Raw genomic sequence first — 21,333 nt, 5'->3', positions numbered from 1 at the left:
AATCCCTAACGCAAATTTTATAACCATAAAAAAACTCGTAAAGCAAAAGCATTACGAGTTTTTTAATATTTTTAAAAGTAAAATTATTTACCTTCAGCAGCTTTTTTAGCTTCTTTCTTTAACTTTAAGTTTTCCAAAATCGTACCACCAATCCAATAAGGTACTACAAACGTCAATAAAAATATCAACAACCAAAAACCAGCTGTAAAAATAAACATAAATAAAACTAATCCTGAAAATTCTGAAAAATCTAACATTTGTGTGCTTTGAAAATTATTTTTAGCAAAAATAATATTTATTTTTAAAAATTCATATCAAAAAAACTTTTTTTTAGCACTTAAAAATGATATTTATCAACTTTAACTGCTAATTGTTTTTTGTAAATTTGTTACATCTAAAAATTTATAGTAAAAATGACAAAATATAGAGTAGAAAAAGACACCATGGGTAAAGTAAATGTGCCTGCAGATAAATACTGGGGAGCACAAACTGAGCGTTCAAGAAATAATTTTAAAATTGGTCCATCAGCTTCTATGCCTTTAGAAGTTGTTTATGGTTTTGCTTATTTAAAAAAAGCAGCTGCATTTACCAATTGTGAATTGGGTGTTTTGTCATCAGAAAAAAGAGATTTAATAGCACAAGTTTGCGATGAAATTTTAGAGGGCAAACACAACAATCAATTTCCTTTGGTAATTTGGCAAACGGGTTCTGGTACGCAATCTAATATGAATGTAAACGAAGTAATTGCAAATAGAGCTCATGAAATTGTTGGTAAAGTAATTGGTGAAGGTGAAAAAACCATACAACCTAATGATGATGTTAACAAATCGCAATCCTCAAATGATACGTTTCCAACAGGTATGCACATTGCAGCTTATAAAAAAATTGTAGAAACTACCATTCCTGGAATTACACAATTAAGAGATACTTTACAAAAAAAATCAGAAACGTTTGCTGATGTTGTAAAAATTGGGCGCACACATTTAATGGATGCTACGCCTTTAACCTTAGGACAAGAATTTTCTGGTTATGTAGCACAATTAAATTTTGGTTTAAAAGCATTACAAAATACTTTAGCACATTTATCTCAATTGGCTTTGGGCGGAACTGCTGTGGGTACAGGCTTAAATACACCAAATGGCTATGATGTTTTGGTGGCAAAATATATTGCTGAATTTACAGGAATGCCTTTTATTACTGCAGAAAATAAATTTGAAGCATTAGCTGCACACGATGCACTTGTTGAAACGCATGGTGCTTTAAAACAAATAGCAGTTTCGTTAAATAAAATTGCCAACGATATTCGATTAATGGCATCTGGTCCAAGATCTGGTATAGGAGAAATCATCATTCCTGCTAACGAACCTGGATCTTCTATTATGCCTGGAAAAGTAAATCCCACACAATGTGAAGCTATGACAATGGTTTGTGCGCAAGTTATGGGTAATGATGTTGCAGTAACTATTGGTGGCACTCAAGGACATTACGAACTAAATGTTTTTAAACCAATGATGGCTGCAAACGTATTACAATCTGCACAACTTATTGGTGATGCTTGTGTTTCTTTTGATGTAAATTGTGCTGCTGGAATTGAACCTAATCATACAAGAATTACTGAATTAGTAAATAACTCGCTAATGTTGGTAACTGCCTTAAATACTAAAATTGGGTACTATAAAGCTGCTGAAATAGCTAATACAGCACATAAAAACGGAACAACTTTAAAAGAAGAGGCTGTAAACTTAGGTTATGTAACTCCAGAAGAATATGATGAATGGGTAAAACCAGAAAAAATGACTGGTAGTTTAAAGTAATTAAAAACATATAGATACTTTTGTAAAAAGGGCTAATTTTATTATTAGTCCTTTTTTTGTTTTTAATTAAAAATCACTTTCTTTTATCTAGATAAATATAATAACTACTAGAAAAAAGTTTTGCTATTAAAATAAAAAGTAGATTCTTTGATGTACGCACATTTGGTTAAATAAGCATTACCAAAAATTGAATCTTTATTAAATTAACATTATCAGAAAAGTAAAATTTATAGGTATTTGCTTAAAAATGAAGACTTATTCATTCAGAAAATGAAGAGCAAATCCTGCCTTTTTCTAACAAATTTTTAAAAAATAGCTTCCTCAAAAGATAAAAACTAAATTAATTTAAGGTATTATAACGCAATTTACAAATAACAGAAGTTTTTAAATTAAATTCACTAAAAATTAATTTTTAGGCGGATCTTCTCTAAAAGCAGATGGTAAAATATCTGGAATTAATTTAATTAAAAGTGGCAGTAGTAATGCACCTCCTGGCAATAAAAAAACGGCTAATGCTGGTATAGATTTACAAATATCTAACAATTGTACTTTTACTTTTTCTTTTTCGTTTTCTGATAATTTTGTGTGCGTAGACTTACGAATTAACTGCATTGCCTCTTTACTTTGAGACAATTCTTGATACAATCTCAATTTGTTTCTTTGCAATAATTCCTTAATCTCGTCAACGGTTTTCATAACGATTTTCTACGCTTTCGCTCAGTTTTTAAGAGGCTTAATTCTCTACTTGTTTGCCCAGCTACAGAGGTGTTTTCTTGTGCCCTACGAATTAAATATGGCATAACATCTCTAACAGGGCCAAAAGGTAAGTATTTTGCAACATTGTACCCTTGGTTTGCCAAATTATAGCTAATATGATCGCTCATTCCAAATAATTGACCAAACCAAAGTCGTTTATCATTTTCTTTGATATTGTATTCATTAGCCAATTCCATTAACAAATAAGAACTTTCTTCATTATGTGTGCCTGCGAAAATTGCCATTTTTTTATGCTCCATCATGTATTTTAGCGCTGTATCATAATTTTCATCAGTAGCTTTTTTGTCTGTACAAATTGGGGAAGAATACCCCTTTTCTTTAGCTCTTTCCCTTTCTTTTTCCATATACGCACCTCTTACCACTTTCATGCCTATATAAAAACCTTTTTCTTGCGCCTTTTTATGTAATGATTTCAAATATTCCATTCGATCATGTCTATACATCTGTAACGTATTAAACACAATAGCCTTCTCTTTATTATAAATTTCCATCAATTCCTCAATCAATTCATCTGCGGCACTTTGCATCCAACTTTCTTCAGCATCAATTAAAAGAGGTACATCTTTTTGCTGTGCTATTTTGCACACTTTATGAAAACGCTCTACCACTCTACTCCACTCCTCTTGCTCATTTGATGATAATTCTTTTCCTTCAGATATTTTTTGATACAATTCAAACCGACCAAAGCCAGTGGGTTTAAAAACAGCATATGGTATCGATTTTCTTTCTTCACAAAAATTAATAATACGTAATATCTTTTCTAAGGCACCATCAAAACTTTTTTCTTGATCTTTACCTTCAACAGAATAATCTAATACACTATGCACATTTCCATTAGTGTACATATTGTCTATAATTGGCAAACAATCATCTTCAGAAACTCCACCACAAAAATGATCAAAAACTGTATTTCGAATTAAACCTTCTACAGGTAGATAAGCTTTTAAAGCAAAGTTTGTAACAGCACTCCCTATTTTTACTAAATTTTGATATTGAATGATCCTAAATAAAAAATAGGCACGTTCTAACTGTGAATCTGTTTTTAAGGCAAAAGCAACTTTTGTGTTATCAAATAGTTTCATACTACATCGATTTAGCTATTACAAATATACCACTAGAATAGTAATTATTTTAGAATTTCTAGTTAATTTGCGCTCTCAATAACAATACATATGAAAACCATTCAAGCCGTTTCTTATCCTGTTCATTTTCAAAAAGAAAGCTATACTGCTTTATCTAATTTAATTGATAAAAACAATTATTCAACAATTTTTATTTTGGTTGATGAAAATACTTTAGAGCATTGTTACCCAAAATTTATTCCGAATTTAAAAACAAATAAAACAATTGAACTCATTGAGATTGAATCTGGAGAAATCAACAAAAACTTAGAAACTTGCATTGGGGTTTGGAACGCAATTACAGACCTAGGTGGCGATCGTAAAAGTATATTGATTACCTTAGGTGGTGGTGTAATTACAGATTTAGGTGGTTTTGTGGCTTCTTGCTTTAAACGTGGAATCGATTTTGTAAACATACCAACTACCCTACTTTCTATGGTTGATGCGTCTGTAGGTGGCAAAACTGGTGTAGATTTGGGCGTTTTAAAAAACCAAATTGGCTTATTTGCCAATCCTGAAATGGTTATTGTTGATGCTGATTATTTGACTACTGTAGCTCCTCGAGAAATTAAATCTGGTACTGCAGAAATTATAAAATATGGACTAACTTACGATATTAATCTTTTTAATCAGATTAAAAACAATACAGATTTAAAAATTAGCGACTTGATTTTTAGGTCTGTTGAAATTAAAAATGAAGTAGTTTTACAAGACCCCAAAGAAAAAAACTTGCGTAAAATTTTAAATTTCGGACATACTTTAGGGCATGCTATTGAATCTTTTTACTTAGAATCTGAAGATAAAGAGAATTTAACGCACGGAGAAGCTATTGCTATTGGTATGGTTTGCGAAAGTTATATGTCTTACAAACTTTTAGGTTTTTCTTTAAAAAAGGTTATGGAGGTGAAAGATTTAGTGCTGTCTATCTACGCAAAAACAAATTTGTTAGAGCAAGATTTTTCAGCCATTTTAGAGTTACTTAAACACGATAAGAAAAATGTAAACGGACAAGTAAATTTTGTATTGTTAAACGATTTTGAAGATTTTAAATTAGATTGTAAAATACCTTTAGAATTAGTTACTGAAAGTATGGAGTTTTATAATGAGTAATTTATTATCGCTTAAAACAACAACTAAAATTATTGTTTTATAAATTTTTGATTACTTATTCCATTATTTGTAAGCACTTTAGCTAAATATACACCACTTGATAAAGATTCTATACTAACGCTTTTACTTTTTGAACTTATAACCTTCTTACCCTGTAAATTAAATATTTCTACATTTATAAATTCTAAATTATTAAATACAGAAATTGATAAAGTTGCTTCTGCGGGATTTGGATATAGTGAAATATCTTTTTCCTTTTCTACAGTAGGAATCTCAGGATTAAAATATGGAATCGCAAAATTATAAGCTTCAATCCCTACTTTTTCTCCTATAAATCTACCTGGAAGATCATCTGCAGGTGGATGAATTCCACCCCAAATCCTAGACAAACTTGTTTGATCAGAGGCATCCCTATAGGTTGCCCATTGTAGCACAACATCCATTGATGGACCTTTTTCAAATACTAGAAACTCATCTTTTTTAGCTACAAATTGTCCCATTCCTCCAGGAAAAAATTCATCACCGGTAACAAGTGTCATTACTTCTGCAGCTGCTCTAGAAAATGTAGAGTGACCAGATATATAACCCGCAAAAGGCGGAGTTACAAACGATGGTCTTTGATATGGCCACCAGTTTTCAGCTAAAATCCAACCTACTCCAGCCACATCTGTTTGAGCATTTGAAATAAAATCATGACCTTTCCAAGAGTAAAGTTTAATCTTTCCAACATTTTGATTATTTGATCCACTTAAAGGATCACCAACCTCTACTGTTTCAATAAAACCTTCAATTAATGGAATACCTCCTACATGGTAATTATCTAAATTAGGATTTGTACTTTGCCCCAATTCACTCATATACCTTATTGCTGAAATTGGTCTTATATAATCATACCAACCTTTAATACCCCAAGCAGCAATAGCAGCATCGTGCATGGCACCTGCTAAAATAAAATAAGTTTTCACATCCCATTCTAACGAATTTAAAATCGCTCCTTTACCATTAAATCTTTTTTCTAATTCTGTATGATCACTTACATAATTTAAAATAGTAAACCAGTGACCAGGTGGAGTTTCAGAATCTGGCCCATCTGCCCAAAACTCAGCTAGTACTCTTCCATAATCGCCTCTTGGTACCATTTGCACATCATAAGGTTGACCCGTTGATGGATTTATAGGGTGGCCTTTACTAATATCACCACCATCTATTAAATTATAAAAATCAGAAAAATCAGAAAACTTTTCTGGAATGTCCTCAATATCAATATTTCCAATAGTATTTGGTGAAATATCTAACATTACACCATCAGAAGGGTCTAGATGTGAACTCCAAACTGAAACCAATGAAAAATTCCATTTATAATCTTCATTTAAAATGGTTTGGTTTGTAATATCCAACTGTGGAGGCTGTCCAGGATTATGATAAACGCGATAAGTTTCACCATTTCTTTCAAATAGTTCACTATCAGCTTCAGTTAAAGAAAAAGGAAATACATTACCCCATTCTGCACCCAAAAAGCTCGGTACTGAACCAGGAAAAAGATTTCCACTTTGATCAATAAAAGTATTAAAGGATAAAGGTTGCCAACGATTTGGATTTACTAAGCCTGTTGGTTGATTATAAAGACTTAAATTCAGAGCAGGATTTGTAGGGTCATAAAAAATATTTTCATAATCATTACGTTCATTTGAACCGTCATTCTCACCATATTCAATAAGCGTTTGAGCTATGTAATTTCCTAAGGCTGCTGCATTTCCTGTATTGTAATCCACAGAAGTAAAAGAGGTATCATAACCCAACTGGTTCATTATTAAATTAAAACGTTCTAAACTTTTTTCGGATCCTGGTGAATTCTTAAAACGATGCATTAATAACCTGTAAGCAGCATAACTCATGGCCTTTTTTTGAGAAATATCTTCACTTTCTAATGGTGTAAATTCATTTAAATTACTGGTAAAACCATGAAGTGTATTTCCTATAAAATAGGGTCTTGCTGTATTATTATAAATGGCCCAGCTATCAAATAAAGCAACTGAAGTGTGGAATAAATTACGTGCATGTACAGTGGGTCTTGCAAAATCTTTACGAATAGCTTCTAAAAGTGCTTCATTCCAAATTCTTGCAATTGAAACATTTTCTGGAGCCTTTTTTAGGTTAAGCGTTACATTAAGATTTATGATATCGCTAATACAATTTTCGTTAAAAACTTGAACAGTAATTACACCCAAACTCTCTAAACCCCAGGTTACTGATATTGAATTTGTACCTTGACCATCAACAATATGCCCACCTTCTACCGTCCAAATTATTTGATTATTTTCTGTAAGATTATAAGTATAGGTATCTGTATTGTTAAAACCCGATTCTGTTACTCCTGTAATTTCTGTAGCCAACAAATACTCACAACTCCCATCATCTTTAGTTGCTAATGGATTATAATTACACGATTCTGGATCCGTGCATCCATAAATATAGTTCGCTGGCTGTACATTGAGCGTTTTTAAACCATTACCCTCAGTAGCTTTTGAATATTCATTAACTTTTAGATTATGGTAAGTTTCTACCAGACCTAAAGGCCATTTAATAGTAAGCTTTTTAATTTCTGTTGCATTCCCTAAACCAAAATGAACCGATTTTAAACTTTGCGATAAAAAGCCTATACCTGTATAATACCGATGAATAGTACCTTGGTCTGTTTCTATTGAAATTGAAGTTCCAATAGCATCTCGATTGGATTTTGTTCCTTCTAAAGATAATTTAAACCAACTGTAGTTATTGGTTTCATTGGACTCTATAGTTTGATTGCTGTAAAAATAAGATGCTCGATCAAAATTAGATACAAATAAGTCTAAATCGCCATCATTATCAAAATCAAAGGAACAAGCACTATATCCTTTTGAAATATCGTTTAATTTTATTTCAGAAGAGATATCTTGAAAAGTATCTTGACCTTGATTATGCAAGTTTTTAAAATAAAAATTTTGTTGAGGATCAGTTAATTTAAATCCGTTGACAATAAATAAATCTTCATCTCCATCTAAATCAAAATCTGCAAAAATATTATCCCAAGCCCAACCTGTTTCTTTTACATTTTTTTCTTGAGCTACATTTGTGTAGGTATTGTTTCCATTATTTTTAAGTAGTGCATTTTCGTTAATATTGGTGATAAAAAAATCAAAATTACCATCATTATTGTAATCGTTTATAGAGATTCCCATATCATCTTTTGCATGATCTAGGCCAAAACTTGCTGCATCCTCAAAACTATCTACACCATTTACGTTGATTAATAATTCGTTCGGTTCATCTAAATCATTCGATATATAAATATCTAACCAACCATCTTGATTAAAATCATATGGAAAAGCCAAAAAAGAAGGACTGTTTTTTTTGGAGCTCGCAAATTTTATCGATTCGTTTTTAAACGTTCCATCTCCATTATTGATATAGAAACTATTGTAATCACATTCTCCCCAATCTGCAATATACAGATCTAAATATCCATCATTATTAAAATCAAACCAAGTAGCACAAGTATTTAAACAATTATTGGTTTTAACAATTCCAGATTCCGTTGTTTTTTCTGTAAAAGTTCCATCACCATTATTATGAAAGAGTTGTACTTTATATTGATGTGTAAAAAATATATCAGGAAAGCCATCATTATCATAATCACCCCAAGAAGCACCATATTTAACGCCCTCTAAAGAAGGATTTGAGGGTGTATAACTTATTGAAGGAAAAAGATTTAGAATACCAGATTCGCTTGTAACATCAGTAAATGAACCGTTATTATTATTTCTGAACAATTTACTATGTGTTTTTTCTTCACCATTTACATCTTTTCTAGCGCCAACAACAAAAATATCTAAATCTAAATCGCCATCATAATCAGCAACTGCAATGCCATTATTTTGTTCTAAAACACTTAAACCAGAAACATCTTGAATTTGCTGGAAAGTTTGAGCGTATATAGGATTATTATATTGGAAAAATAGGAAAAGACAAAAGAGGAAATATTTCATAACAATTCAGCAAAATTTAAGTATCATGAATAAATAAAGTGCTTCAATAAATTAATTAACATTTATGTGATTCATAAATAATAAAAGTAACAATTTGAATTCTATTCATCTATGTTGGAAGAAATTTTAACATCAATGATAAAAATTATAGAACAAAATTTAACTATTTATTTTTGAGTAAAACTAAGAATATCTATCAGCTAATATTTTAAAATTAAATTTTAAAAAAACGAGTTAATTAAAAATTAACTCGTTTAACAAACTTAATAAAAAACTAAATAATTATAAATCTCTAATTGCATTACATATTGTAGGCAAATCGAAATTCTGATAAAGATTCAACATTTCTTGCTCTGTTAATGGAGGTGTAACTTTCCAATTACCGTACCAAAAACCAAATTGATATTTTACACCTGCCTCTAAACAAGGTGATTTTCCATTTAATCTAGAATTAGAAACTCTATCAAAATAAGACCAATTTCTATCTCCTTCTTTTTTATAATAAACATATAAGTTATTCAGTAAATATGTAGCATCAGGACACTCTAAACTTAAATCTAAGTCTCTTTCTTGATAACAATCTGGATTTGATATATCAACCGTTTGTCCATCCAAATCACACTTACTAACTTCTTCACTATAAATTTCTTTATATCGTCTATCTTGATAGCTATAATAATAAATTGTTAAAATCATATCATCTTTCAACATATCTAAGGCTCTATTTCTATAGTATCTAACATTATTAGCATTTACGTTATAAGTTTTATCAAAATTCATATAACCCCATCTTAAAGCTCTTCGTGGATTGTATTTATTGGCTACATAATAATAGTAAAATGTTCTTTTCCCATCATTTTTAAAGGTTACTCCACCTCCACTTGATAATGTATTACAAGAAGGTGTTAATTCAAATCCATAAGGATATATACCAGGACCAGCAGGTATAGTAACCGTAAAAGAAAGGTAAGTACGCCCCCACCAAGAAGTTCTACTAGTTAACGGAACATCTGCAATCTTTGTATTGGTATTGTTTACGGTTCTGTAAAAAGAAATAATATCGCCTGCTTTAACACGTTGCCCAGTATTTGGGTTAATCGTACTGTTGCTTACACTAAAAGAATAAGTTGTTGGTCTAGAAACCCCAGAAACTCTTCTACCATTTACATAATAGTAAATACAATATAAAGATCCAATTGGTGACAAATAGGAACCTACTACCTTATTAGAACTATTACTTTTAGCTGGCGCATCTATTTCTAAACTACCTGGAAATTCGTTAAAACCACCTGCCAAAGTTTCTGGGTTTGTAATAGTTTCAGAAAGTTCATCTAAGGTTGGCACAGAGGTATCAAAAGCCTGTAATTCAACTCTTACATCACTACCCGTAATTGTATTACCATTTTCATCATAAAACTCAGTATCTGCTGGTATAGAAACTTCTACAACATCATCTTCGTCGTTTGCAGGAGGAACTTCAAGTAAAATTTCTTTAGTTGTTTTGTTATCCGTTAAAGTCTCAGTTACAGTTTCAATTGCAATAGATTGTGGCAAGTCTGATTCTTTCAACATAGAGATTTGCACTTCTTGTATGTCACTTCCATCAAAATTAACAACTTGACTTTTGGCTACATAACCACTTGCACTTATAGATGCAGTAACACTTATTGGGTTTTCTGCACTAACATTGGCATTTCTATTAACTCCTAGAGTAACAAATCCATTTTCAATTTTGTAATCTCTAGTTCCATTAACTGTATAAATTTTGTCTGCTCCTTCTCCAGAAAAGCTTAGGTTTAAATTTTCTGAAATATCAGAACCATCTTTAGCATTAAAAACTTTTAAGTTTACGATGCTAAATACAGGATCTGCTGAAACCTTGATTTCAAAATCGTCTTGTAAATCTGTTACTTTTTGAAAATCGCATGATATGATAACTAAGCATATTGCGAATAATTGTACTAATTTTTTCATGTGTTTTTTTTTTAAAATGAGTATGATAATCTAAAAGATCCATATGGTATAAACTTAAAACTCTCAAAACTTTCGTTCAGTAAACTTTGTTGGTCTGCTGTTTGTTCTATTACACCAGTTGCATCTAAAGTAATTTCTGGAGAACTAGAAACATAAGTTCCAAAATCGAATGCAAAACCTAGTCTTTTAATAGGCACAGCTCTACCAAATCCTAAACCTATATAAGGTGCAGTCTTAGACCAATTAAAATCAATATCTAAATTTCCAGAGTCTTCAGCTGTGAATTCAACTTCACCTACAGTAATATTTTCTTTAAATGTTGTAAAAATATTTAAGTTGTTAGATGAAAAGAAACCTATTCCTCCAACAATTTTAAACGCATTAGAAAAAGGATGATAGCTTAACTTAAGATCTATATTATTAAAATCTAAACTGGTGTCAACTAACAAATCTTCTCCACTAACTTCTTGTTCTATTCCATCTATAGAATATACAAGCGTATTATAACTAGCAGTAACATAAAGTTTGTCTTTCTTTAAAGCTCTAGAATAATCAAATCCTAAACCTGTACCAAAAGAAACCCCTATTGCGTTTTTTCTAACTTTAGGAGCATCTTCATTCATTTCTTCTTGTGCGTATTGATTTCCATAAATCAACATACTCAACATAATTGTTGTAATAATTTTTTTCATAGTTGTTTGAAATTAATTTGATTTTGTTTTTTCATAATTAAATAGTCCTATTTTGTTTGTATTGCAAATATGTCGTTTTAGTACCACATTCACAATACTTATTTGTAGGTATTTTAACAATATATTAATAATTATTCAATTTACAAAAAACTGAATTAACTTTGCTACTTTTGTAATATGAATTTAAATTATTCCCTTGAAAGTCTAAACGATATCTCTTCGAAGGTGATTATTGAAGCGGAGCATAAAATACTTTTATTCTATGGAGAAATGGGAGTAGGTAAAACCACTTTAATAAAAGCAATCTGTAAGGTTTTAAAAGTACAGGATACCATATCTTCTCCTACTTTTTCGTTGGTTAACGAATACCAAACCATAAATGATGAAAAAGTGTATCACTTTGATTTCTATAGAATCAACAGCGAAGAAGAGGCTTTAGATATGGGCGTAGAAGAATACTTATACAATAATGACTGGTGTTTGATAGAATGGCCAGAAAACATCAAAAATTTACTACCTTTAGATGCTGTTGAAATTCATCTTTCTATTGTTGATGACTACACACGTAATATTAAAATAAAATAGAAGTACCAATGAGTCAATTTTCTCCTTTTAGTAAAGAAGAGTTGTTACCCCAAACAGAAATGTTAGAGGTTAAAAAGAAAAAAGGGGAGCTTTTTATTGGGCTACCAAAAGAAACTTATCTTGGTGAAAAAAGAGTATGTTTAACCCCAGATGCTGTTGCAGCCTTAATTGCACATGGTCATAGAATTGTAGTTGAAACTGGTGCTGGAAATGGTGCCAACTTTACTGATAATGAATACTCAGAAGCTGGTGCAAAAATTTCTTATGATGTGGAAGAGGCTTTTAAATGTAATATTGTATTAAAGGTTGCACCACCTAGTGAAAAAGAAATAGGGTACTTAAATCCACAAACTATACTGATCTCATCACTGCAATTAAAAACACAATCTAAAAATTATTTTGAAGCTTTAGCTAAAAAAAGAATTACGGCTGTTGCTTTTGATTACATTAAAGATGAACACAATACCTACCCTGTTGTGAAATCGTTAAGTGAAATAGCAGGTATTGCATCAATTTTAATTGCAGGAGAATTGATGAGTGGTGTACATCAAGGTAATGGTTTGTTATTAGGTAATATTGGTGGTGTACCACCCTCTAGCGTTGTTATTTTTGGAGCAGGAACAGTTGGTGAATATGCTGCAAAAACAGCTCTAGGCCTTGGTGCTAGAGTAAAAGTTTTCGACAACTCAATTTCTAAATTAAGAAAACTACAAGATTGTTTAAATTCTCCCATATATACTTCTACAATTCAACCAAAATCAGTTGCAAAAGCATTAATGCGTTGCGATGTTGCTGTTGGAGCCATTAGAGGTAAAAACAGATCGCCTATTTGCGCAACTGAAACCATGATTGAAACCATGAAAGAAGGTGCTATTATTGTTGATGTAAGTATTGATAGAGGTGGATGTTTTGAGACTTCAAACGTAACCTCTCATAGCAGTCCAACATTTGTAAAACATGGAGTTATACATTATTGTGTGCCTAATATACCTTCTCGATATTCTAGAACAGCTTCTGTATCAATCAGTAATATTTTTACGCCTTATTTGTTAAATATTGCAGATGAAGGTGGTTTTGAAAATGCAGCACGTTTTGATAAAAGTTTACGCAATGGTATGTATTTTTATCATGGTATTTTAACCAATAAAACTGTAGCAGATTGGTTTGATATTCCTTACAGAGATATTAATTTATTGATACTTTAGTGTTGAAATTATTAAAAATCGTAACCAGTAATATATCAAATTCCTGTAAAAACGCTATTTGTTGGTTTCTTCAACACAATTGCCATTCTTTAAAATGTATCAAGTGATTTTTAAATCTTAAATTATATCAAAAGAAATTTATTTTTTGAGATGTTATCATAGGAAATAATTATTTTTGCATTTCATAATATAACTATGTTACTTAAAAGAATTGGATATTTTTTAATTGGAGTTTCTATCAGTTCAATTGGAGTGTATTTTTTTTGGCAGAAAAAAAATGCAACATTTGATTATGGTATGGACGCAAGAACCTTAAAAACTATTAGAATAAAGAAACGAATATTTTCTGAAGACGCTAAAAAAGTTTTGCAAAATTCTGCTATAGACACCTTAAAAATAGCCACAATTTTACATACAGGTGATGTTGATTTCGGAAAAAGTAAACCAAGACAAAAGCCTTGTGCATCTTACTATATTACTGGCAAAAGAGAATTAGAAAATGTTAGTTTGTACGTAACGCGTTGTGATTCTACAGCAACTATTGAAAAAATTATTATGAATTAACAGTGTTGCTTTATAAATTAAGAACTCCAAAACTCTCTCTTTTTATTCAACTCTTCTTCCATTTTAATATATTCTTCTGCTTCTTTTGGTGAAAGTACTTTTAAGAAAGATGGATGCTGTTCAATAGCATATTCAATTTTAGTTACAATATCTGCAATTTCTTCATTTTCATAATCTATTTCTAAAGGTTCTTTAATAACCATAGATTGCAACACGTTTTTTCTCTTAATATTTAATCCTTTTTTATCAAAAGATCTTCTAAAACCATCAATAACAATGGGCACAACAACAGGCTTGTAGGTTTTTATAATGTGGGCAGTACCTCTTCTAATAGGTTTAAAAGGTGTAGTAGTACCTTGAGGAAAAGTAATTACCCAACCATCTTTAATAGCCTTACCTATATTAGAAATGTCAGAGTTTTTTACTTGCCTGTTTACATTTTTACCTGCACTTCTCCAAGTTCTATCAATAGAAACAGAGCCTGCGTAAGCAAATATTTTGGGTAATAAACCAGCTCGCATTGTTTCGCCAGCAGCCACAAAATAAATATTTAATTTCGGGTTCCAGATATAACCAATATTTTTAATTGTATCATCTCTACCACTCAAAGCTGCGTTAAATACATGAAACATGGCAGCAACATCCGCAAAATACGTTTGATGATTAGAAATGAATAATACATTCTTTTCTGGTAAATTTCTTAAAATTTCAGAGCCTTCTATTTGTAAATTATTGAATTTTCTATATCGCCCATGAGATATAATACCAAAAAGACGGATTATAAACTTTTTTATAAATAAATAATGTCCAAAGGGATTCCTTTTAAATAAAGGCATTTAAGTTAATTTTTATTTGGTTTAGCTAACAAAATTACAAAACAATTTAACAACTTACTATTTTAACAGTTCTTTAATTTCAGATAACATCATTCCTGTTGCTCCCCAAATGATGTGATCTTTAATTTTAAAACAAGGAACATCAATATTTTTCATGTAAGATGTTGATAAATTAACAGTAGTTAAATGTTGATCATTTAATAAATCAGATAAAGAAATCTCTATAATTTCTGCTACTTCATGATTTATTTTAAAAACGGGTCTTTGATGCGTTAAAGCAATAAAGGGTGTTGCTAAAAAATTACTTGGCGGAATGTAAACTGCTGTCAATTCACGTATAATGTGTATGTCAGTAGGTTTTACCCCTACTTCCTCAAAAGTTTCTCTTAAGGCTGTTTCTTGTAAACTACTATCATTTTTTTCTGTTTTTCCTCCAGGAAAACTAATTTGTGCTGAGTGTGTACCTTTATAACTTGCTCTTTTAGTTAGTAATAAAGTGGTTGTATTTTGTTTATCAGGATAAAAAAGTGCCAAAACCGCTGCTTTTCTAGGGTTGTTTTTAGCAATTTTATCTTTATCATATTTCAACCGTAATTTTGGTGCCATTTTAAATTGTGCCTCTAAACCTCCTAATTGTACTTTTTTATAACCATCGATTTTTGAAAGAAAGTTCTTAAAATTCATTTTGATTCTTTACTTTTAACAAACTTAGGGTTTTCAATGGCATTAAATTATTTTTTGGCAAGAATTTTGAAATGATATTAGCATGAATAAAAAATATAAAAAATTAGTATATAGCATTGTTTTAGATGCTATCGGATTTTTCACAATTACGCCAATCGATTTTGCATGGGCACCTATTTCTGGATTTTTAATGACCCGAATGTATTCGGGTACAAAAGGTAAAGTGGCTGGTGTTGTTAGTTTTTTTGAAGAGATTGTACCTTTTGCTGATGTTGTGCCTACCTTTACTTTAATGTGGATTTATACGTATCTCATCAATAAAGAAGATAAAAATCTTATAAAAGATGAAAACAAGAAAATAACAATTGAGGTTTAATTATTTTCTTTAAATAAAAATCCTAAACCCAACCTCGTTAAAAACTTTTTCTCGAAAGCCCAAAAGAATTTAAATTGCCCAAAACACCAACCCACAATTGGTAAGGTTAATTGATAAATTGGAAATATTAATAAAATTCTTAATGGATAATAAAGCCAACCTGAAACTGTATCAGGACTCAATCCTAAAAAAGCAGTAATCGGTTTTGCTACCCAAGCTGCAAAAGAGCCATTTATTGCAAAAACTAGTAAAATGGCTACTAGAGCCCAATTGCTATTTATGTCCCATCGTTCTTTTAATTTTTCCATTACGCTACTTCTTCAGTTGTTTTTGTTTTTCTAAACATTAACCACAAACCTAACATTACTAAAGGAATACTTAATACTTGTCCTGTATTCAAGGCGTTAAAAACCCAATCTTCTCTACCATCTACTTGAGGTTCTTTTAAAAATTCTATAAAAAATCGAAGCGACCAAAGTACTACCGTAAATAAACCAAAAAGAAAACCAATTTGTTGCTTTTTATCTGTTTTCCAATACAAATACCACATTGTAAAAAATAGTGTTAGATAGCTAAAAGCTTCATATAATTGTGTAGGATGCCTTGCCACTGTTTCTCCAGCCGCTTTAAAAATTACACCAAAATCACTACCTGTTTCTTTACCGTAAATTTCTGAGTTGAAAAAATTACCAAATCTGATAAAAAATCCAGCCAAAGCAACCATTATTGCCAATCGATCTAAAATAAATAACCAAGGTTTTTGTAAATGTTTTTTGGCATAAAAATACATGGCAATCGGAATTCCTATGGCTGCTCCATGGCTAGCAAAACCAGTAAATCCAGTAAATTTCCATGCTCCATTTATTTTCTTAAATGGCAATATAATTTCTAATAAATGATTCTGATAATAATCCCAACTATAAAAGAAAACATCACCCAAACGCATACCAATTAACATTGATATAAAAACGTACATAAAAAGTGTATCTAATTTTTCTGCAGGAATTTTATCTTCCGCAAATATTTTTTTCATTAAGTGTAAACCCAATAAAAAAGCAGCAACAAACATTAAACTGTACCATCTAACTGTAAAAAAACCTAAATCTATTCCTAATGATGGATCCCAAGTGATTGCTAAAAAATTCATATTTTTTATTAAAAATTAAAAGATTAAATGATTAAATGATTCTTTTTCTGAATCTTTTAATATTTTTTAATCTTTAACTGTTATTTATTCTTTTTTTCCTCTGGTACTGGATCATACCCACTTCCTCCCCAAGGATGACAACTAAAAATTCGCTTCAAAGATAACCAACCTCCAGAAAACAAACCGTGTTTTTGCAAAGCTTCTATGGTGTAATGAGAACATGTTGGTGAATACCTACAAGTTGATGGTGTATAAGGTGATATGGCTACTTGATAAAAACGAACAATTATTACAAATGGATATGAAAGTATTTTTTTCAATGATTAAAGAATTAGGGAGTTACAAATTAGTTCTCTATACAATTTGGATAAAAAACCGAAATCACTCGAACTGACATATTTATAATTCATAATTTAAAATTGGTAATTCATCTTTAATTCATTGAAAAAGTTGTACCTTCTTTACCATCTTTTAATTGAATTCCCAATGCAATTAATTCATCTCTAATTTGGTCTGATAATGCCCAATCTTTATTTTCTCTCGCTTCATTTCTCAGCTTAATCAACAACTCTACAACACCTTTTACTTTTTCAGAATTGTCTTGCGCGCTTTCATTCATCAAGCCTAAAACATCAAAAACAAAGGCAGATAAGGTAGTTTTAAAATCATTAAAATCTTCTTCTGACAAACTTGCTTTGTTGTCTTTAATTTGATTGATCAACTTTACCCCTTCAAATAAATGTGATATTAAAATAGGCGTATTAAAATCATCATTCATGGCAGCATAACAATCAGATTTCCATTTTTGAACATCAAAAGTAGAAGCATTGCCTGCTGAAATTTTATCTAAAAGCGCTATGGCTTCCATTAATTTAGCATGCCCTTTTTCAGATGCTTCTAATGCATCACCAGAAAAATCTAAAATACTTCTGTAATTGGCTTGCATATTAAAAAAACGAACAACAGATGCCGAAAATGCTTTTGGCAATATATCATTATCACCAGACAAAATTTCATTTGGTAAAATAAAATTACCTGTTGATTTTGCCATTTTTTGACTGTTTAACAATAACATATTGGTATGCATCCAATAATTTACGGGTTGTACACCAGAACAAGTATGAGATTGTGCTATTTCGCACTCGTGATGTGGAAATTTTAAATCCATTCCTCCACCATGAATATCAAAACTTTCGCCTAAATATTTGGTACTCATCACAGAACATTCTAAATGCCAACCAGGAAAACCATCAGACCAAGGAGAAGGCCAACGCATTATATGTCTGTCATCTGCTTTTTTCCAAAGTGCAAAATCTTGTGGATTTTTCTTATCAGATTGCCCATCTAAAGCACGTGTATTATGTATTAAATCTTCAACTTTTCTGCCAGATAAAATTCCGTAATGATTGCTTTCATTAAAAGCTAAAACATCAAAATATACAGAGCCATTTACTTCATAAGCAAAACCTTTGTCTAAGATTTCTTTAATCATTTCAATCTGCTCTACAATATGACCTGTTGCTGTTGGCTCGATACTTGGTGGTAAAAAGTTGTAATTTTTTAAAACATTATGAAAATCTACAGTGTACATTTGAACCACTTCCATTGGTTCAATTTGTTCCAAGCGAGCTTTTTTAGAAATTCTATCTTCACCTTCATCAGCATCGTTTTCTAAATGCCCTGCATCTGTAATATTGCGCACATAACGTACTTTATAGCCTAAATGTAAAAGGTATCTATAAACCACGTCAAAAAACATAAAGGTTCTTACGTTTCCTAAGTGTGCATTGCTATAAACTGTTGGTCCACAGACGTACATCCCTACATAACCTTCTGTAATTGGTTTAAAATCTTCTTTAGATTTTGTTAGGGAATTGTATATTTTAAGTTGATTTTCTTTGTAGCGTTCCATTAAATAAGTGACTATTTACAGCGGATAAAGATAGGCACTTTAAGAAGAATAAAGAAATGGAATTTGTTAGAAGTTTTGTAAAATAAAAGAAAACTATTTGATTACTATAGTACTGTAATCTCCATTTACTTTTATAAGGTTTTTTGTAGATGTATTTGAACTTGATTTTGTTGTTCTTTTATTATTTAACTTAACTCTATTTACTTGATATTTAAATTTACTTGGAATATTTCCTAGCAAAATTGTAGCATCAGACTGACTTAAATTTAAAATAAACTCTCCAAAATTTGGATTAAAACTATCTATAATTAACTCTCCAAACTTATCTGAAAGCATAACATTTTCATTAATTTTAAGGATATGAACTCCTGAAGAGTTATTAGATAAATTTGAATTTGTAACTGATGCTATCTTAGCATCAGTTACATTGTTTAAAAATAAGTTACAGGCATTTAGGTCATTAATATTTACTTTAGAATAGTCTACTTTTAATTTACCTCCTATTAAATTGTTTATATCAAAAGTGCCATATTTTACATTCCCAAATGCAACTGTATTTGGTAATTTTACTTTACAATGACGTGTATTTAAATCGAAAGTTGCTCCTTTTGGAACTTTAATTTCTAACCTTTTTTTAATGTTTATTTTCTTACCATTAATAATGACATCATTAGAGTTAGAATCAAACTTGAAATCTATTTTTAATTTTTTAAGTTCTTTTTTAGCTTTTTCTAATTGTTTACGAATTTCTTCTTTGTCTATTTTTTTAATTTGTTCTTGCGCTCTTTTTAATTCAATTTTCATTTTTTCTTTAGACTCCTTTAATTCTTTGCGCATTTTTTCTTTATCTAAAGTCAATTTCTTTTTAAGCTCTTGATATTCTTTTGTTTTCTTAAAAGCTTCCCACTCTTCTTTAGAGTTAATTTCTATATCATGATCATCATCTTTCCACCGAAATTCATATTTACCATCTTTACCCATATTTTCTTCTAAATCTTCAAAAATATCATCAAATTCAAAATCCCCATCAAAGTCGAAATCAAAATTCATATCTGGTAACACAATCGTTTCCATTTTAGAAAAATCGATATCTGGCATTTTGAACTCAAAATTCATATCATCAAAAAAAACAAAATCATTCTTAAAATTAAATCCCTTATTTCCTTTAGAAGTAATTTGAACTTTTTTCTTATTTCCTAGTGCTTCAAAATTCCAATCTTTAAAATATTTTTCTGCTGCTGTTTTTTCAATACCTTCAATTTCTATAAAGGCCTCAACCTGAACTTCATTCTTGTTCCAAGTGGTCACATTTATATCTGTGTTTGATGCGTGTATAGCAACCTCAACATCTTTATTTGTTTTAAAGTTTTCTGTAAACTTTTTATCGAACTTTTGCGCAAACGCAGTGCCTAAAAAACCAATAGCAATAAAGGTTAAAATTTGTTTATATAATCTGTGTTTCATTTTGTTTTGTGTTTAAATTTTTAAGTTGTTTTAATTGTTTTTTCAAACGTTGTAACAGCTGTAAGCGTAATTGTAAATTACTAATTAATGCATCTATAGTTGCGTCATTAACCCCATTTGTATTGAGCTCTTGGGTTAATAATTTGTATTCTTTAGTGAGTTCTGCTATTTTTAATAAATAACCATCAACAATTTCCTTATTTTTATCAGATAAATCTAATTGACTAATTTCTAAATTAATACTATTTGTATAATACGTTTCTATGGTTTGAAATTCTGGTGATATATTTCCTAAGGTTATGAATGCTGAACGTGTTTCAGTTTCTTTTTTTGGATTTTCAATACTGTTTTCTGAAGGATAAAACTGAACCCCAATACTCACTAACAAAACAATAGAAGCCGCAATTGAAAACCATTTAAAAGTATTCTTTTTTGATTTTTGTGGATGCAATTCTTTTTGCAATAATGCCTCAAATTTATTGGTATGATTTGCAGATAAAGTTGCCTTGTCATTTTTATATCCTTTTAACTTTTCTCTAATATCCTGCTGCATAACTCGTGTTTTTTAATTGTTCTTTCAATAGTTTTTTTCCTCTTAGTAAATGGGTTCTAGATGTATTTTCTGTTATATTTAATATTTGTGCTATTTCTTGATGGTCATAACCCTCTAGTAAGTATAAAGACAACACCAATCTATATTTTTCTTTTAATGTTTTTATTTTATCAACAATGGCATCTACAGAAATATGTTGTTCTACACTCCAATCTTCATCATCAATTTTAGTCGTTATTTCCTCATTAATAGCCACTAATTCTAATTTCTTTTTCTTTAAATAATCTATACTTTGGTTGATTACTATACGTTTTAACCAAGCCCCAAAAGCTACCTCGTTTTTATAAGAATCTATATTTTTAAAGGCTTTTATAAATGCTTCTTGCATAACATCTTCTGCCACAACTGTATCTTTAACATATCGTAAAGCCACTACAAACATGCCTTTACAATACAAATTATACAATTGCATTTGTGCCTTTGCATTATTGTTT

The 21,333-nt window shown here is 30.3% G+C and carries 21 protein-coding genes; 6 read left to right on the top strand and 15 right to left on the bottom strand.

Translation table 11 applies throughout. The features are described 5' to 3' along the window. Positions 1 to 83 precede the first annotated feature (83 nt). Complete coding sequence (locus ACTG3V_RS10970; RefSeq protein WP_439132210.1) at positions 84 to 257, bottom strand: hypothetical protein; 174 nt, start codon at positions 255 to 257, stop codon at positions 84 to 86. Between the two features lie 156 nt (positions 258 to 413). Between ACTG3V_RS10970 and fumC the strand changes: the two genes are divergently transcribed. Then, positions 414 to 1,814, top strand: coding sequence for a class II fumarate hydratase (fumC, locus tag ACTG3V_RS10965; protein WP_439132209.1), 1,401 nt, complete (start codon positions 414 to 416; stop codon positions 1,812 to 1,814). 405 nt (positions 1,815 to 2,219) lie between these two features. Here the strand turns inward: fumC and ACTG3V_RS10960 are convergent, their stop codons facing one another. Both ACTG3V_RS10960 and ACTG3V_RS10955 read right to left on the bottom strand, forming a co-directional pair. After that, on the bottom strand, positions 2,220 to 2,510 hold the full coding sequence (locus ACTG3V_RS10960) for an LETM1 domain-containing protein (RefSeq protein ID WP_439132208.1): 291 nt from the start codon (positions 2,508 to 2,510) through the stop codon (positions 2,220 to 2,222). Continuing rightward, complete coding sequence (locus tag ACTG3V_RS10955; protein ID WP_439132207.1) at positions 2,507 to 3,673, bottom strand: proline dehydrogenase family protein; 1,167 nt, start codon at positions 3,671 to 3,673, stop codon at positions 2,507 to 2,509. The genes ACTG3V_RS10960 and ACTG3V_RS10955 overlap by 4 nt, the downstream gene beginning before the upstream one ends. 90 nt (positions 3,674 to 3,763) lie before the next feature. Here ACTG3V_RS10955 and aroB point away from each other — a divergent pair, with 90 nt between their 5' ends. Then, the gene (gene aroB / locus ACTG3V_RS10950) at positions 3,764 to 4,822 is read left to right on the top strand and encodes a 3-dehydroquinate synthase (RefSeq protein WP_439132206.1); all 1,059 of its coding nucleotides are present in this window, start codon (positions 3,764 to 3,766) and stop codon (positions 4,820 to 4,822) included. A gap of 29 nt (positions 4,823 to 4,851) precedes the next feature. On the opposite strand, the gene ACTG3V_RS10945 is transcribed toward aroB, so the two are convergent. The 3 genes from ACTG3V_RS10945 to ACTG3V_RS10935 all read right to left on the bottom strand — a co-directional run bounded on the left by ACTG3V_RS10945 (position 4,852) and on the right by ACTG3V_RS10935 (position 11,513). Continuing rightward, on the bottom strand, positions 4,852 to 8,847 hold the full coding sequence (locus ACTG3V_RS10945; RefSeq protein WP_439132205.1) for an FG-GAP-like repeat-containing protein: 3,996 nt from the start codon (positions 8,845 to 8,847) through the stop codon (positions 4,852 to 4,854). A gap of 282 nt (positions 8,848 to 9,129) precedes the next feature. Beyond that, positions 9,130 to 10,821: a hypothetical protein gene (locus ACTG3V_RS10940; protein ID WP_439132204.1), complete on the bottom strand. Its 1,692-nt coding sequence runs from the start codon at positions 10,819 to 10,821 to the stop codon at positions 9,130 to 9,132. An 11-nt stretch (positions 10,822 to 10,832) separates the two neighbouring features. Continuing rightward, on the bottom strand, positions 10,833 to 11,513 hold the full coding sequence (locus ACTG3V_RS10935; protein WP_439132203.1) for a hypothetical protein: 681 nt from the start codon (positions 11,511 to 11,513) through the stop codon (positions 10,833 to 10,835). 177 nt (positions 11,514 to 11,690) lie between these two features. On the opposite strand from ACTG3V_RS10935, the gene tsaE reads away from it, so the two are divergent. From tsaE to ACTG3V_RS10920, 3 genes are all read left to right on the top strand, one after another. Continuing rightward, positions 11,691 to 12,098, top strand: a complete 408-nt coding sequence (gene tsaE, locus ACTG3V_RS10930; RefSeq protein WP_439132202.1) for a tRNA (adenosine(37)-N6)-threonylcarbamoyltransferase complex ATPase subunit type 1 TsaE — start codon at positions 11,691 to 11,693, stop codon at positions 12,096 to 12,098. Between the two features lie 8 nt (positions 12,099 to 12,106). Beyond that, complete coding sequence (locus tag ACTG3V_RS10925; protein ID WP_439132201.1) at positions 12,107 to 13,303, top strand: alanine dehydrogenase; 1,197 nt, start codon at positions 12,107 to 12,109, stop codon at positions 13,301 to 13,303. A gap of 195 nt (positions 13,304 to 13,498) precedes the next feature. Further along, on the top strand, positions 13,499 to 13,867 hold the full coding sequence (locus tag ACTG3V_RS10920; RefSeq protein WP_439132200.1) for a DUF4258 domain-containing protein: 369 nt from the start codon (positions 13,499 to 13,501) through the stop codon (positions 13,865 to 13,867). A gap of 17 nt (positions 13,868 to 13,884) precedes the next feature. Here ACTG3V_RS10920 and ACTG3V_RS10915 read toward each other — a convergent pair whose 3' ends face one another. Beyond that, entirely contained in the window at positions 13,885 to 14,703 is an 819-nt protein-coding gene (locus tag ACTG3V_RS10915) for a lysophospholipid acyltransferase family protein (protein WP_439132199.1), read from the bottom strand. A gap of 57 nt (positions 14,704 to 14,760) precedes the next feature. Further along, positions 14,761 to 15,387 (bottom strand): NUDIX hydrolase, encoded by a 627-nt coding sequence (locus ACTG3V_RS10910; protein WP_439132198.1) that lies wholly within the window; start codon positions 15,385 to 15,387, stop codon positions 14,761 to 14,763. Positions 15,388 to 15,469: 82 nt separating this feature from the next. On the opposite strand from ACTG3V_RS10910, the gene ACTG3V_RS10905 reads away from it, so the two are divergent. Beyond that, entirely contained in the window at positions 15,470 to 15,763 is a 294-nt protein-coding gene (locus ACTG3V_RS10905; protein ID WP_439132197.1) for a hypothetical protein, read from the top strand. Here the strand turns inward: ACTG3V_RS10905 and ACTG3V_RS10900 are convergent. The 7 genes from ACTG3V_RS10900 to ACTG3V_RS10870 form a co-directional block, all read right to left on the bottom strand. After that, positions 15,760 to 16,071 (bottom strand): DUF6787 family protein, encoded by a 312-nt coding sequence (locus ACTG3V_RS10900; protein WP_439132196.1) that lies wholly within the window; start codon positions 16,069 to 16,071, stop codon positions 15,760 to 15,762. The genes ACTG3V_RS10905 and ACTG3V_RS10900 overlap by 4 nt on opposite strands. Then, positions 16,071 to 16,910, bottom strand: coding sequence for a prolipoprotein diacylglyceryl transferase (gene lgt / locus ACTG3V_RS10895; RefSeq protein WP_439132195.1), 840 nt, complete (start codon positions 16,908 to 16,910; stop codon positions 16,071 to 16,073). The genes ACTG3V_RS10900 and lgt overlap by 1 nt, the downstream gene beginning before the upstream one ends. 80 nt (positions 16,911 to 16,990) lie before the next feature. Then, positions 16,991 to 17,230, bottom strand: a complete 240-nt coding sequence (gene yidD, locus ACTG3V_RS10890) for a membrane protein insertion efficiency factor YidD (RefSeq protein WP_439132194.1) — start codon at positions 17,228 to 17,230, stop codon at positions 16,991 to 16,993. A gap of 113 nt (positions 17,231 to 17,343) precedes the next feature. Then, positions 17,344 to 18,822 carry a cysteine--tRNA ligase gene (cysS, locus tag ACTG3V_RS10885; protein ID WP_439132193.1) on the bottom strand — a complete coding sequence of 493 codons (1,479 nt, stop codon included), beginning with the start codon at positions 18,820 to 18,822 and terminating at the stop codon, positions 17,344 to 17,346. A gap of 93 nt (positions 18,823 to 18,915) precedes the next feature. Beyond that, a complete protein-coding gene (locus tag ACTG3V_RS10880; protein WP_439132192.1) occupies positions 18,916 to 20,286 on the bottom strand; it encodes a hypothetical protein in 1,371 nt (456 codons plus the stop codon). Further along, positions 20,267 to 20,839, bottom strand: coding sequence for a hypothetical protein (locus tag ACTG3V_RS10875; RefSeq protein ID WP_439132191.1), 573 nt, complete (start codon positions 20,837 to 20,839; stop codon positions 20,267 to 20,269). The genes ACTG3V_RS10880 and ACTG3V_RS10875 overlap by 20 nt, the downstream gene beginning before the upstream one ends. After that, the coding region (locus ACTG3V_RS10870) for an RNA polymerase sigma factor (RefSeq protein ID WP_439132190.1) at positions 20,823 to 21,333 on the bottom strand (511 nt) is incomplete at its 5' end. The genes ACTG3V_RS10870 and ACTG3V_RS10875, both read right to left, overlap by 17 nt.

This window comes from Polaribacter sp. (genome assembly GCF_965660385.1).
Taxonomy (GTDB): Bacteria; Bacteroidota; Bacteroidia; order Flavobacteriales; family Flavobacteriaceae; genus Polaribacter.
Note: the sequence above shows the minus strand (reverse complement) of the source record. Positions and strands in the feature narration are given on the sequence as shown.